Genomic DNA, 15,385 nt, shown 5'->3' on the forward strand with positions numbered 1-15,385 from the left:
TCTTCCACTTCCTTTGTTGGTTCTTTCACTTCTTCTTTTGGTATTAATTTTTCTACTATATTCTGCATTACAATGCCACTATATAATATGCCAGTCTCATAATGATCTGCATCTAAATCAAATTCATATATTTTTTCTCCTAAAGTACGCCAAATGATTCCCTCATCAGTAAGAGTTCCACCTTCACTCTTTAGTGTAATCTTTTCAATTGGCTCTCCCTCTAAATCATATACAGGTATTTTCACTTCTTTATTTATTTCTGCATCATCCAAAATGACCTTTTGCCTTCTAACATCAATTGTTACCCACTGACCTAATTGTATTAATGGCCTTACATCACGAATCTCATTTTCAGCTAATTTTAAACTAAGTAAGTCTAACATTGAGCCAAGAACCGTTACATCTGTAATACGATTCTCAGTAAGATTTAACCACTGTAAATTTTTCAATGAAGATAGCGGTGTTATATCTTCAATTTGATTATGAGATACATTCACATTATTCAATCGTTTCAAGTTTGAGATGAAATCAATATTTTTCAGGCCTACTCCTTCTAAAGTAAGGTTTTCTAAGTTCGTCATGTACTCTAAACCTGTTATATCTTTTATCTCATTTCCTTTTTCTTTAAGTATCTCTAATTTTTTAACCTGTAATAAATCTTCTTTTGTGATAGGAGCGTTTAAGTTCTCTCTACCTAAATTCTCTTTATTAATATGTTGTTGTAAAGTTTTATCGAGAATTACATTTGCACGTTCTTTTTGTTTTTCAACTATATTCTGTATAACCGTACCATTAAATCTTATTTTACTTTCAGTAGAATTAGTATCTAGTTTAAATTCATATATTTTTTCTCCAGGACTATTCCATTTTATAAATCCGTTATTCAGAGTAGCCCCCTCACTTTTTACATTAATATTTTGAAGTGGTTCTCCCTTAAGGTTGTATACTGGGATTTTTAATTCCTCATCTACGCTTGCTTCATTTAAAAAGATTTTTTGTCTTTGAATGTCAATTGAAATTCGCTTACCTAATTCCTCAACAGGCCTTACGTCAGAAATTTCATTTGCTCCAAGATTTATCTCATGTAAATTTGTTAAAGTGCTCAACGGCGATATATCAGAGATATAATTCTCTTCTAAATTCAGCACTTGTAAATTTCCTAATTGAGATAATGGTGATATATCTTTTATTTCACTATCAGCAATTTCTAGTTCAATAAGATTACTCATTTTACTAATAGATTCAACATTATTAATTTTATTGTTCCCTATCCATAATAGTTCCACATTATTTAATCGATCAATTCCATTAAGATCACTGATTTGATTATTTGCTAAGTATAATTGTTTCATAGTTGATAATGTAAATAATGGCTGGATATCTTTAATGTTATTACCGATTAAATCTAATGTTTTGATTTTTTTCATTTTACTTAATGGTGTAAGATCAGAAATTTTATTATCTCTTAAAAAAAGCATATTAATATTCTCTAATTGCCCAATTGGATGAATACTTTCAATTGAATTAGAAGTTAAATCAACGTACTTCAAACTTCTCAATTTCGAGATAGCTGATATATCTGTTACATTAGACTCTCGTAACGTCAACTTCTCTAAATTTGTCATATACTCTAAACCAGCTATTTCATTTATCCCTTTACCTGAATAAATGGATAATGTTTTAATTTGTAATAAATCTTTCTTTGTGATTGGCGCATCTACATTATCTCTATCTAAGTTATATTTATTAATATATTTTTGTAATTGCTTATCTAATATTACATTTCCGTTTTCATCTTGTTGCTCCTCTTTATTTTCCTTTTGTTTTTCTAAAACATTGTTTTCTAAATTTATAGCATTTACTTCAAACTGCACTTGATATTTATTATCATAGGCCATCGTTGGAATATAAATATGCATTTGCATATTGTATGTTTTTCCTAATTCTCCAACTTCAAATTGAATAACCTTCGTCCCATTTTTCTTTTTGTCTTCTGATAGGACCTTTACATCATGAAACACACCTGGCGTATGAATATCCTCTGTTTTCAAGTATTGGAAGAAATCACTATCACTTAACGTTGCTGTTACAATTTTCTTTCCATTCTCAATTGTTAATTTCGGATCCTTTATATAAACAGCTGCCATAGACTCTTCATTCGTTTTATCTTTATACGCTTTAATAACAGCATCATATGTACCATCTTCTAAACCTTGTCCCGTTTTATTCGCCTCAATTGCCACTGCCGCTAAAGCAGGTGTTGAATAAACAGCAAACGGAAGTGATAACGCCGCCGCTATAATCATTGCATTTATACGTTTTCTTTTATTTTGTTTCAACTTTACATCTCCTCCAAAATATATAATTCGAAATGTAATCATTTCTCGAATAAATGATAATGATTTTCATTATCATTGTCAACTAAAAAAATAAAAAGTTTACAAAAAAAGAACCTCTTTAAAAGAGGTTATGCCATTTTCTCACCTGATTCTTCTCTAAAAAAGCTTTTCATCGCATGAAATACGTCTGCTTTTTGCTTTAAAATATAGTATCTAAAGTTTTCATCTTTAATATTTTTATAGGCTGACATGAGTGTACTATGGCGATTATACTGATTCACTTCCCCATATCCAAACATATTACATTTCTTCATTAATTCTTCCACAAGCTTTACACACCTAGCGTTATCTGATGTTAAATTATCACCATCTGAAAAATGGAATGGATAAATATTATAGCGGTCTGGTGAATATTTATTATCAATCAGTTCTAATGCCTTTTTATATACGGAAGAACATATTGTTCCGCCACTTTCTCCTTTTGAGAAAAATTCTTCTTCTGTGACGACTTTCGCTTCTGTATGGTGAGCAATAAATTCAATATCAACTGTTTCATACTTTGTTCGTAAAAATCTTGTCATCCAGAAAAAGAAGCTACGTGCCATATACTTCTCCCACATTCCCATCGATCCACTCGTATCCATCATCGCTAACACAACAGCCTTTGAATCTGGCTTTAATACTTCATTCCAAGTGCGGAACTTTAAGTCTTCTTGATGAATTGGATGGAAAGATGCTTTACCACGCATCGCATTTCGTTTATATGCAGATATCATTGTTCGTTTCTTATCGATATTTCCCCATAATCCTGTTTTTCTAATGTCATTAAATTCAACATGTTCAATCCGATTTTCATCTATTTCTTTTCTCTTTAAATTAGGCAGCTCTAACTCTCTGAAAAACGCCTGCTCTAATTCTAAAATAGAGACTTCAGCTTCATAGTAATCTTCCCCAGCTGCATCTCCTGCTCCTTGCCCTTTTCCTGGCCCTTTTTGTTTTTGACCACCTGATCCATCTCTCGCAACGACATCACCAACTTTACTGTCACCGTTTCCTTGCCCAACATGTTTATTTTTATCATAATTGTATCTAATCTTATATTCATCTAGAGAACGAATTGGTATTTTTACAACATCTTTGCCATTAGACATAACTATACTTTCTTCTGTTACAAGATCGGGTAAATTATTCTTAATTGCCTCTTGTACTTTTTCTTGATGGCGTTGTTGGTCGTCATATCCTTTGCGATGGAGGGACCAGTTTTCCTGTGAAATCGTATAATTTGGTTGATTTTCTTCGCCCATTCCTTTCCCTCCTTACTGTAATTGTCTTCCTTTATGAACAGCAATCTATAAATTTTGTTCTGTACTGTGCAAGCTAGAATATTTGAAAGGTAACTGCCCACAGAAAATCATCCCATAAACATTTATAACGTTTTTCATACAATACCCGAGCATCCTAAACAAAATTTTGCCACTCACATAATAGAAAGAAATATTCAGCCACTGATAAGAAAGAAACACAATGCATTGTTGCACACATTTTTACTTTGCAACATATTGTATTGTGTTGGCTTTTTTCGTATGAATGGTTGGTTACTCTATCATATGCATATTGTAAAAATAATTGACAATAAATTCATGAAATTGCATCTTAATTTATTACATTTGGACAAGGTATGACACTTTATACACATATGAACGGATAATAAAACGCTGTCCCGCAAAATACAAGAGACAGCGTTTTGTTATCAAACTATCGGTTTAACAAGCTACCTACATAGCGTAATAATTCATTTGCTGAAGAAGAATTATAGCCATGCTCATCAATTAAACGCGCAACAACATCATTGATTTTCTTAAGCTGATTTTCGTCTGGCGTTTTCGTTGATGTTGTAATTTTCACTATATCTTTTAAATCAGCAAATAGTTTTTTCTGAATCGCTTCACGAAGACGTTCATGTGAATTATAATCAAAGCGTTTTCCTTTACGGGCATAAGCAGAAATGCGAATTAAAATCTCTTCACGGAACGCTTTCTTAGCATTTTCTGAAATCCCAATTTGCTCTTCAATTGAGCGCATTAATTTTTCATCTGGACTCATTTCTTCTCCTGTTAACGGATCACGTAATTTCGATTTATTGCAGTACGCCTCGACGTTATCTAAATAATTATCCATAAGTGTCTTAGCCGATTCTTCATATGAATAAACAAACGCCTTTTGTACTTCTTTCTTTGCGATTTCATCGTATTCTTTTCTCGCTAATGAGATGAAATTCATATAACGTTCACGGTCTTCATTACTAATCGATGGATGCTGATCCAGCCCATCTTTTAAAGATCTAAGTACATCTAACGCGTTAATAGATGGTACCTCTTTTCGAATGATTGTAGACGAAATTCGGTTAATGACATAACGAGGATCAATACCCTTCATACCTTCATCTTGATATTCTCGTTGTAGCTCCTCTACATCAATCGCATTATAACCTTCTACCGTTTCTCCATCATACAAACGCATCTTTTTAATTAAATCAATATCCGGACGCTTCGGATCTTTTAAACGAGTTAAAATAGTGAACATTGCTGCAACGCGAAGTGTGTGTGGTGCAATGTGAACATTCGACACATCACTTTCACGAATCATTTTTTCATAAATATGTTCTTCTTCACTTACTCGTAAATTATAAGGAACTGGCATTACAATAATTCTTGAGTGCAATGCCTCATTTTTCTTATTTGCTATAAATGAGCGATACTCTGTTTCATTCGTATGCGCTACAATTAATTCATCTGCTGAAATAAGCGCAAATCTTCCCGCTTTGAAATTCCCTTCTTGCGTAAGCGATAATAAGTGCCATAAAAACTTCTCATCACATTTTAACATCTCTTGGAACTCCATCATTCCTCGGTTCGCCTTATTTAATTCTCCATCAAATCGATACGCACGCGGGTCTGATTCTGAACCATATTCTGCAATCGTAGAAAAGTCCAGACTACCTGTTAAATCTGCAATATCCTGTGATTTTGGATCAGACGGGCTAAATGTACCAATCCCTGTACGGCGATCTTCAGAGAAGAAAATACGCTCTACAACTACATCCTCAATTCTTGATCCGTATTCTTGCTCTAAACGCATGACATTTAGTGGTGATAAATTTCCTTCAATTCTAACCCCATACTCATCAAAGAAATCATCTCGTAAATGATGTGGAATTAAATGCAGTGGATCCTCATGCATTGGGCATCCTTTAATTGCAAAAATTGCTCCACGATCTGTTCGTGAATATGTTTCTAATCCTCGTTTCAACATCGTAACTAACGTTGATTTCCCTCCACTAACAGGACCCATTAATAATAAAATTCTTTTTCTAACATCTAATCGTTTTGCGGATGGATGAAAATATTCCTCTACAAGACGTTCTAGAGCATCCTCTAATCCAAAGAGCTGATTACTAAAGAAGTTATACTTTCTTCTACCATCAACTTCTTCAATTCCAGCATCTTTTATCATATTGTAAATGCGAGAGTGTGCTGTTTGAGCCACCCATGGTCTTTCTTTCACAAGCTCCAAATACTCCGCAAACGTACCTTCCCATTGTAACCGTTCTTCTGCTGCTCGATGCTGTTCAATCTTTTTTAGAATATCCATTATAGCTCCTCCCCCATCTCCTTGTTCAATCGGATTATTATAAAAGGTATGCTAGGATGTCCTTAAACATTCTTTAAATCAAAACGAAATATATAATAGCACGCTAAAATTCTCTCCAAAATTCAAAGAAAATTCTGTATAATATAGGTATTAACGTTTTCACACTGCTATTCATTATAAATAAATTCTTTTCTTCTAAGAACCTTACATACATTTTGGGTAATAAATAGAACTCGTGAACCGAAAAAAGTAAGGAGGATATTAGTATGAAATTATTATTAATTTTAGGTGTATCACTCACATTTCTTACAGCTATTTTTACATCTGGTTACAATGACAAACCAGGTACACATAAAAAATGATGTGCTTTTAGCACATCATTTTTTTATACATTATTTATAATACATATTTTCCATATCATATTTGGATAATGGTCGACTATAATAATAACCTTGTACAAGCTTCACATTCTTTTCTTTCAAAAACTGTATTTGCTCCTTTTTTTCTACTCCCTCTGCAATTACATTCAGTTCTAAAGTATGAGCTAAATGAATAATTGCAGCTGTAATATTCGTATCACGTTCATCTATATGTATGCCTTCCATAAAAGAACGATCAATTTTTAAAGTATCAATTGGATATGTTTTCAAGTAACTTAAAGATGAATAGCCTGTTCCAAAATCATCTAAATGAATCTTTAAATTTTGTTCTTTTAATTGTAGTAACACTCTCTTCGATATATCTTTATGTATAAGAGCTCCTTCTGTAACCTCTATCGCTAATAAATAAGCTGGTACATTGTACTTATTTAAAGCCCGTGTAATCATCTCTATTAATGTAATAGAGCGAAAGTGTCTAGCTGAAATATTAACTGCAATTGGGACCACTTCATATCCTTTATTTAACCATTCGCGCAGTTGCTGACACACTTGATTTACTACCCATTCATCGAGCTTAATAATAAATCCTGTTCTTTCTGCCAACGGAATAAATTGATTTGGAGAAACAAATCCTAATTCCTTATTCTCCCACCTTATTAAAGCTTCCATACTAGCTATTTTTTTCGTTTCAATATTAATTTGTGGCTGATAATATAAGAAAAACTCATTTTTTTCTATAGCACGATGTAACTGGTTTTCTATTATAAACCTTTGTTCACGCTCACAGTCTAATCCACTACAATAAAAATGATAATGTCCTTTTCCTTTTTCTTTTGCTTTTTCTAAAGCAGCATCGACCCTCTGAAATAGTATTTTTTCATCTTCTCCATCTGCTGGAGCCATTACAATTCCAATTGACGCACTTAAATATACATCTTCTTCCTCGATTACAAAATATTCACTAATATTTTTCAGTATGCCTTTTGCAATTTCCTCTACACATTCTTTCGTTATATTTTCTATTAACATAACAAATTGATCATCGTGTTCTCTAAATAAGTGCATACCTTCTATTTTTAGATTGCTTAAACATTCTGTAACTTTTTGTAATACTTTATCTCCCTCTTTATGACCAAATGTATCATTAATACGATGAAACTCATCTAAATCTATAAATACAAGCGCAAAATTTATACTCTCTTTTAAAAAAGTATTTAACTTATTTGTACATGAAATTCTATTCATTAATCCCGTTAACTGGTCATAGTAGGCTAAATATTCTGTTCGCATTTCGTTTAATACTTGCCTTGTAACATCTCTCGTAACAATATAAACTCCAACAATTTCACCGTTCACAATAATCGGGATAGTTCTCAAAGAAATATATAGCTCGTACCCTTCTTTATGAACATATTTCTTTGAAACAATTTGTTTTGCTCTTCCCTGCAGAGCTCCTTTAAATAGAATTTGAAAGTCTTTTTCATATTCTTTATTAATGAATTCAAAAATAAATTTATTATTTAACTCTTCATACCGATATCCAAATATTTCATACGTTGCCGGGTTTGCATATGTAACTCTCCCTATAGAATCTATAGATATAATTGAGTCATTATTATATTCTAGTAACGACTTAAATAACATTTGTTTTTCCTCTATCTCTGTCTTCTCCTCAATTTGAGCTGTAATATCTCTTGTAATACAAATAACAAATTGACATATTCCTTCTTCATCGCAGACAGGATTAAGTGAAGATTCATAATGTATCTCACCTTTTTGTAATTTGACTACATCACAAAATGTGTGTGCTTTCGCTTCTCTCACTACTTTTTCATATTGCCTTTGCAATATCCCCGCTATATCTTTTGGTAATACTTCTGCAAAAGTTTTTCCATAGCACTCTTCGCTTAACCTAGCATAATCCATTCCTATTCTATTCACATACATATATTTAAACGTTTCATCATCAATAACTTTCAAAATAAATACTAAATCTTGAATAGCATGTAATAATCCTTGTCTAATTAAATCCATATCTATCATACTTAAAAAGGTATTTTGATTACTATATTCTTCCTTCATATTTATCTCAACCCGTCTTATCTATTTTTAATCATATATCCCATTCTATATGATTATGTCCCCTCTTTTAAATGTATGATTACATATTATTTTTATTTTATAAAAAAAAGTCGCCATATGGCGACTTTTAATAAACGATTTCTAAATCTAATCCAGGGTAATTTTGTTGACGGAACGCTTCATAAATTAAAATTGCTGCTGTATTAGATAAATTTAATGAACGTACTTTATCTGTCATTGGAATACGTAAACAATGATCAAAGTTTTCTTCGATTACATTAGCTGGTAAGCCGTTTGTTTCTCTTCCAAATACAAAATAGTAATCCTTCTCGCGCTTGCTATAGTCAAACGCTGTATGAGCTTTTTCGCCATACTTCGTTAAATAGAAGAATTCACCATCTTTATTTTTTTCATAAAATTCTTCAATTGAATCATAATACGTAATTTTCACGTGCTGCCAATAATCTAATCCGGCACGCTTTAACATTTTATCATCCGTTGAAAATCCAAGCGGTCTAATCAAATGTAATTCTGTTCCAGTTGCTGCACAAGTACGAGCAATATTCCCTGTATTTGCTGGAATTTCTGGCTGATATAAAACAACATGTACTCCCACGCGATATTCACCTCTGTTTTTTGTCTACTACGTATTATACCACTTGAGCGAAAAATCTCTACCCATTAATAATATGAAAGAATTTATATTTCATTTGTGGTGTATATTTACTAGAGTCTTCATAGTTCCAATAACGTCGACGGCTATTCGCTGAATGTGCATTTACAAGCGGCATACCATCTGCATCTTTTGCTACTACAATCGTCGTATGATTCCATCTTCCGTCATCCTCGAAATCATAAGCAATAACATCTCCAAGAATAAGTTCTTCTGGCCTCTCTACCGCCTCTGCTCGAAGTCCTATTGTAGCACCTGACAAATACCAATAAAAAGAATGTGCAACAGCCCAGCTCCAACTCCACTGATTCTCCCTTTGCCACCATCCTTTACGAATATTAGGATATCCGTTCATAGGTACTTCTCCAGTATGAAGACATTGAGAAATAAAATTCGTACAATTATCAGGGAAATTACGATACATAGGATTTCGGTCATCCCACCAACGCTCTGCATATTTCACTGCCTCTAAACGATTATACTGATAAGAACCGTACTTCTCTTTCGTAATTTCCCTTTCTAATGTCTCACCCATTCTAATTTCTTCTGACACTTCAATATCATAATCGCCTATAATCCGACTATTATTTAAACAAACTCTTCGTTTTAATTGTTCCTCTTCAATATAAAATAATTCTTTATGCTTAATTAAATATTTAAAATGTATTTGATAATCAATTTCTTGATGGTCATTACTATTTAATTGTCTAATGAAAGAAACATCCGCAGTTGCTTTCACTATATGTGCACTACGCCTTTGAAACAATTGTTTCTTTCTCTGTGCCATTTGTAGTAAATCCTCAGCAATACCATCCACGTCTGTTCGTTTCTCTGTGATATATGCTAAAAACTGTTGTACTTGCTTTTCAATATTCATTTTTACAGCCATTTCGTTTCCCTCCCATATTACAATATGAAAAAGGGAAATATTATCTACTCTTTTTTCTGTGCTAACAATTCAAGCCCGCGCTTCATTTCATGAAGTACTTCTTCATCTTTCTCACGTTCCATCGCTTTCTCAATCGCTTCGCCTACTCCATCTCCCCCAATTTTCCCAAGTGCCCATGCTGCCGTTCCGCGCAATACCGGTCTTGGGTCATCTTTCATAACACCAATTAAATCAGGAATTGCCGATGCTTCTTTAAAATGTGCTAATGCTAAAATCGCATTTCTTTGCAGTGGCTTTTTCCCTCTCCATGACCCTGACATAATCCCATATTTCTCTTTAAAATCACGATTACTAATTGTTAAAAGTGGCGTTAATAATGGTTTAACTAGCTCAGGGTCCGGCTCCATCTCAGGATGATTATGAAAATCCATTCCTTTGTTTTTCGGGCAAACAGTCTGACACGTATCACATCCATATATACGATTTCCTATTTTATCGCGATATTCTTCAGGTAGGAATCCTTTCGTCTGTGTTAAAAACGCAATACACTTCTTCGAATCTAACTGTCCCCCCTGTATTAAAGCACCTGTAGGACAAATATCGATACATTTCGTACAGCCCCCGCATTGATCTTCTATCGGCTTATCTGGCGGGAATGGAACATTTGTAATCATTTCCCCTAAGTATACGTACGAACCGAATTCAGGTGTAATAATAGCACAGTTTTTCCCACTCCAGCCAATGCCTGCACGCTCTGATACAGCTCGATCACTTAATTCACCTGTATCAACCATGGACTTCACTTCTATATCCGGAAGTTTTTCAATTAAATATGCTTCTAATTTTTGCAAACGATCTCGTAAAACAAGATGATAATCTTGTCCCCAAGAAGCACGGCAAAAAATTCCACGGCGTTCTCCACGCTTACTTAATGGTGCATTTTTTAATTTTGAAGGATATGCTAAAGCAATCGCAATAATTGATTTAGCACCCTGTAATAAAAGTTGCGGATTCGTTCTCTTCTCTATATCAGGCTCTTCAAATCCAGATTGATAATTTAATTGTTGTTGCTGGATTAAGCGCTGCTTTAATTCCTCAAAAGGAGAAGCACTCGCAAAGCCTATTTTATCTATGCCAATTGTTTTACTATACGCAATTACATCTTGCTTTAATTGTTCAAAATCCACTCTTAATCGCCTCCTCAGATGAATCCATCATCCCTTATGTAACGACTTTATTGGTTAGTAATTCACTTTTGGAATACTATTATTTACTTCTATTTTCGCATGTAATTATATTTTTCAAACATTAAAAAACGCAATGCCTCGTTTATCTCGGAAACGAAACACTGCGTTGATCACAATTTATAGAAAAACATTTAATAAAATTTGGAGCGGGTGAAGAGAATCGAACTCTCGACCAGAGCTTGGAAGGCTCTTGTTTTACCACTAAACTACACCCGCAAATATGAATTACATATAAGATATTAGAATAACTTATGTAAAGTAGTATAGCATGTTAAAAAAATAGAGGCAAGAATTTTATCGAAAAAAGTCGAAAAAGTGATGAGAGACCTCATCACTTTTTCAATTCTTTATCAATGGCCTTCTTCATACTATCGAAATCAGGGTTTGCAAGATTTCCGTTTACATATACTGAAGGAGCACCTTGAACTTTTAATTTTTGAGCACGATCTGAATCTTTACGTACTTTTTCTGTAATTTCTTTACTGTGTAAATCTTTCTTAAATTGCTCTACATCAACTTTTGGAAGTTTCTCTTTCACAATGCTAAGAAGCAAATCTTCTGTAATCCATTCTTCCGTATCTTTCTTTTGATTTTGATAAATCTCATCATAGAAAATCCAGAATGAATCTTTATCTTGTTTATAAATTGCTTCACCAGCTGCTGCACCTAAATCCGAGTCTTTTCCGATAAATGGGAAGTTAATAAAATATAACTGCACTTTGCCTTTATCAATATACTCTTCTTTTAATCGAGGTAATACTGTTACATCCCAAGTACGACAAGCAGGACATTTGAAGTCTCCAAATTCAACTACCTTAACTGGAGCATCATCTTTCCCTAAAGATTGTTGCGTGGAATAAGCAAACATCTCATTCCCTTTATCTTTTTTGTCATTTATGATGCTATACGCAATTGTTCCAATTACAATCAATACTGCGATAGAAAAAACTATACCAAGAGCCATGAGTTTATTTGATTTCATATACATTCCTCTTTAAATTCATATTCTGTATACAGCATTGTACACAATACACATAATATCAACACTTATATACGTCACGCAATGAACACGCTCACATAAATTACAAAAACACAATAATTGTGACGATATTGTGTCACAATTTGTCACAATTTATTCAAAAAAAGAAGCTCCTCTGTAGGAACTTCTCTTAACTTACTGCTTTTTTACGCGCGCTATTTAACATCGACTGCTCTATTTTTATATCATGACGAATTACCAATTTCTCACTAACTGCTTGAACATACTCATCATGGCTTATATAGCCTTCTTTCTCCATTAGTCTCAAAACGACATTTCGTCTCTCTACTGCTTTATCATAATTTTGGGCAGGTGAGTAATAAGCAGGTGCTTTTACTACAGCAGCCATCATTGCACTTTCAGCCAACGTTAATTGGTTCACCTTTTTACCGAAGTAAAGGTTTGCTGCTTTTTCAATTCCCCATGCTCCTTCTCCATAATAAATGTTACTTACATATAATTTTAAAATTTCATCCTTCGTAAATGTACGTTCAATTTTTTTCGTATAAAAAATCTCTTTCCACTTACGAGAAAATGTACGTTCATTCGTTAAAAAAGCATTTTTAGATAGCTGCTGTGTAATCGTGCTTCCTCCTTGTACGACACCACCAGCCTTTATATTCTCAACAGAGGCCCTAATAATTGCTATATAATCTAAACCGTTATGATGATAAAATCTTTTATCTTCTGTCGCAATAAATGCATGTGTTAATGATTCTGGTACCTCTAACTTAGCCGGCACATGTAATTTACTAATATCACTTTGCTCAATCATTACATTTCCAATGAATAATAACGTACAACTTAACAATAATAATAATATAATGGCTTTATAAAAAAGTTTAGTCATTGGATTTAATGCAACTTTTTGATGATAGTTCACCCTAGATAATACTCGTTCTTTCATCTTGAACACCTCTTTTCCACACAGCATATAACTCTTACTTTAAGAATACATTGTTGTAAAAAAATATCCCATCGATTTCTCTTACACGTACCTTACATCATTGTAAGGTATAAAGTGAAACTTTAATAAGCCCTCATCAATCAGGCTTACTGCCCAGCAAATAGTCGGATAAAAAAGTATTGTATCACAGTCTTTTTTTATCTACTATTCATCTGAAATATTGAATATAGGTATGTTAAAGTACGAATAACCAATAAGAGAGTAACCCTTAAGACTATTATATTTTCACTTTACACTTTAATTATATCATCTACAAATATATGTACTTTTAACTATCTAGTAATCTAAATGTATATAACATATAAAGTGAAACTTTAATCAGTGGAGGTTTTGTTCATCCCCACTGATTATTAGCCCTCACCAATTGAGCTGCCCGGCAAATAGCGGGATAAATCCATTATACAGAACAAACGTTCTACAAATCAATACTAGCGCTATTATTATTTTGACCTTTTTCTTAAACAGTATACAAAAAAAAGAGTAGTGATTTGAATGTATCTCAAATCAGTCACTCTTTTCTTTACAATCTTCCTATTAAACTATACGGCTGTATTTCCCACGTTTCGTACGGAATATAATGTGTTGCTCTCATCGCATCAAGCGTTCTGGATTTCATATGAGGACGCGTTATATACTCATCTATATTCTCTTCATTTAAAGCAACAAATTTAGCCTCTTGTATTTCTTCAGGTTGAATTTTTATTTCACCGCTCACATATGCCACTTTAAAAACAACAGCTAAAATATGCATAGAAGCATTATAGTAAACACCTGTAACTCCAACCGGCTTCACAGTTAAACCGGTTTCCTCAAACATTTCCCTACAAACTGCTTGATCGAGCGCTTCTCCTTCTTCCACCTGTCCTCCTGGCAACTCCCACGTATCCGATCGCCAATGTACTTTAGCTAATAACACTTCATCTTTTTCATTTGTTAAATAACCTGCTACAGCAACGATATGCTTTGGTGTTTTATGTTCCATATTAAACCTCCTAGAAATAATGATTATTTCATATATCCCTATAAGCATATTCCCTGTCTACAACAAAATACCTTTACTAATTCATCAACTTAATTAACTTCATAAAAAAAGCCTCTATCCGTTAAACGGACAGGGCTTCTATCGTATTATTCTCCTAAGTCTACGTTGTGGTAAACTTGTTGCACATCTTCTAAATCTTCTAATGCATCAACCATTTTCTCAAATTGTACTTGAGCATCTTCGGGAAGTGTAACATCACTTTGTGCAAGCATTGTTAATTCTGCAACTGTAAATTCTTCAACACCAGCACCTTTAAGTGCAGATTGTACTGAATGGAATTGATCAGGTTCAGCATACACGATAACAGAATCTTCTTCTTCTAGAATGTCACGTGCATCAACATCTGCTTCCATTAAAATTTCAAGAACTTCATCTGATGTTTTACCTTCAAGGCCGATAACAGCTGTCGCATCAAACATGTAAGCTACAGAACCGTTTACACCCATGTTACCACTGTTTTTGCTAAATGCAGCTCGTACATCTGCTGCAGTACGGTTTACGTTATTTGTAAGTGTATCTACAATAACCATAGCTCCATTTGGTCCAAATCCTTCATAACGAAGCTCGTCATAATTTTCCTCTGAACCGCCTTTTGCCTTTTCAACTGCACGATCAATAATTGTTCTTGGTACATTGTATGTTTTCGCACGTTCTAATACGACTCTAAGCGCTTGGTTTGATTCTGGATCTGGCTCTCCTTGTTTTGCCGCCACATAAATTTCACGTCCAAATTTCGCGTATATACGGCTTGTATTTGCATCTTTCGATGCTTTTTTGTCTTTAATATTGTTCCATTTACGGCCCATACTTTCCACTCTCTTTCTCGTTTTAAATCTACATAAAAATATTAATATGAAATATAATGTGTGTTCAACACATTTTTAAAAGAAATATAAAAAGTTCATTTTTGATTCATATTACAGACATAATATAAATCACTATCATTTTGTTCTTTCGACAAGTTATATTACTTTTTATATTGCCGATACCGATTTCCATAATATTCCCATAATTACTTTCTATTGCTGTACAATAAAAATAGGGAAAAATTTGAAGAAAAGGTGGAGGGAGAATTA

Annotated in this window: 11 protein-coding genes and 1 tRNA gene; all 12 read right to left on the reverse strand. The window is 33.3% G+C overall.

The features are described 5' to 3' along the window. Nucleotides 1-2,339 (reverse strand): leucine-rich repeat domain-containing protein (locus DN403_RS26255; protein WP_149185902.1); only part of this gene is annotated, 2,339 nt, incomplete at its 3' end. A 128-nt stretch (nt 2,340-2,467) separates the two neighbouring features. Next, the gene (yhbH, locus tag DN403_RS26260) at nt 2,468-3,643 is read right to left on the reverse strand and encodes a sporulation protein YhbH (protein WP_000503516.1); all 1,176 of its coding nucleotides are present in this window, start codon (nt 3,641-3,643) and stop codon (nt 2,468-2,470) included. A gap of 451 nt (nt 3,644-4,094) precedes the next feature. Next, nucleotides 4,095-5,990: a PrkA family serine protein kinase gene (locus DN403_RS26265; protein WP_000353273.1), complete on the reverse strand. Its 1,896-nt coding sequence runs from the start codon at nt 5,988-5,990 to the stop codon at nt 4,095-4,097. A gap of 392 nt (nt 5,991-6,382) precedes the next feature. Then, nucleotides 6,383-8,452, reverse strand: coding sequence for a sensor domain-containing protein (locus DN403_RS26270; protein ID WP_000657163.1), 2,070 nt, complete (start codon nt 8,450-8,452; stop codon nt 6,383-6,385). A 127-nt stretch (nt 8,453-8,579) separates the two neighbouring features. Continuing rightward, nucleotides 8,580-9,068 carry a tRNA (uridine(34)/cytosine(34)/5-carboxymethylaminomethyluridine(34)-2'-O)-methyltransferase TrmL gene (trmL, locus tag DN403_RS26275; RefSeq protein ID WP_000538147.1) on the reverse strand — a complete coding sequence of 163 codons (489 nt, stop codon included), beginning with the start codon at nt 9,066-9,068 and terminating at the stop codon, nt 8,580-8,582. Between the two features lie 58 nt (nt 9,069-9,126). Beyond that, nucleotides 9,127-10,014 (reverse strand): amidase domain-containing protein, encoded by an 888-nt coding sequence (locus DN403_RS26280; protein ID WP_149185903.1) that lies wholly within the window; start codon nt 10,012-10,014, stop codon nt 9,127-9,129. A 44-nt stretch (nt 10,015-10,058) separates the two neighbouring features. Continuing rightward, nucleotides 10,059-11,201 carry a tRNA epoxyqueuosine(34) reductase QueG gene (queG, locus tag DN403_RS26285; RefSeq protein ID WP_149185904.1) on the reverse strand — a complete coding sequence of 381 codons (1,143 nt, stop codon included), beginning with the start codon at nt 11,199-11,201 and terminating at the stop codon, nt 10,059-10,061. Nucleotides 11,202-11,403: 202 nt separating this feature from the next. Next, a tRNA-Gly gene (locus tag DN403_RS26290) sits at nt 11,404-11,477 on the reverse strand. Nucleotides 11,478-11,592: 115 nt separating this feature from the next. Beyond that, nucleotides 11,593-12,243, reverse strand: coding sequence for a DsbA family protein (locus DN403_RS26295; RefSeq protein WP_000841308.1), 651 nt, complete (start codon nt 12,241-12,243; stop codon nt 11,593-11,595). Nucleotides 12,244-12,430: 187 nt separating this feature from the next. Next, on the reverse strand, nt 12,431-13,207 hold the full coding sequence (locus tag DN403_RS26300) for a transglycosylase domain-containing protein (RefSeq protein ID WP_000664718.1): 777 nt from the start codon (nt 13,205-13,207) through the stop codon (nt 12,431-12,433). Between the two features lie 580 nt (nt 13,208-13,787). Continuing rightward, nucleotides 13,788-14,249 (reverse strand): NUDIX hydrolase, encoded by a 462-nt coding sequence (locus DN403_RS26305; RefSeq protein WP_149185905.1) that lies wholly within the window; start codon nt 14,247-14,249, stop codon nt 13,788-13,790. A gap of 146 nt (nt 14,250-14,395) precedes the next feature. Then, nucleotides 14,396-15,115: a YebC/PmpR family DNA-binding transcriptional regulator gene (locus tag DN403_RS26310; protein WP_000532954.1), complete on the reverse strand. Its 720-nt coding sequence runs from the start codon at nt 15,113-15,115 to the stop codon at nt 14,396-14,398. Between the last annotated feature and the right edge of the window lie 270 nt (nt 15,116-15,385).

This window comes from Bacillus sp. AY2-1 (genome assembly GCF_008368965.1).
In the GTDB taxonomy this organism is placed as follows: domain Bacteria; phylum Bacillota; class Bacilli; order Bacillales; family Bacillaceae_G; genus Bacillus_A; species Bacillus_A thuringiensis_S.

Excerpts from the sequence above, each read along its gene's own strand:
- yhbH (WP_000503516.1), bottom strand. The coding sequence starts at position 3,643 with ATGGGCGAAGAAAATCAACCAAATTATACGATTTCACAGGAAAACTGG.
- DN403_RS26265 (WP_000353273.1), bottom strand. The coding sequence starts at position 5,990 with ATGGATATTCTAAAAAAGATTGAACAGCATCGAGCAGCAGAAGAACGG.
- DN403_RS26270 (WP_000657163.1), bottom strand. The coding sequence starts at position 8,452 with ATGAAGGAAGAATATAGTAATCAAAATACCTTTTTAAGTATGATAGAT.
- DN403_RS26280 (WP_149185903.1), bottom strand. The coding sequence starts at position 10,014 with ATGGCTGTAAAAATGAATATTGAAAAGCAAGTACAACAGTTTTTAGCA.
- DN403_RS26295 (WP_000841308.1), bottom strand. The coding sequence starts at position 12,243 with ATGAAATCAAATAAACTCATGGCTCTTGGTATAGTTTTTTCTATCGCA.
- DN403_RS26300 (WP_000664718.1), bottom strand. The coding sequence starts at position 13,207 with ATGAAAGAACGAGTATTATCTAGGGTGAACTATCATCAAAAAGTTGCA.
- DN403_RS26305 (WP_149185905.1), bottom strand. The coding sequence starts at position 14,249 with ATGGAACATAAAACACCAAAGCATATCGTTGCTGTAGCAGGTTATTTA.
- DN403_RS26310 (WP_000532954.1), bottom strand. The coding sequence starts at position 15,115 with ATGGGCCGTAAATGGAACAATATTAAAGACAAAAAAGCATCGAAAGAT.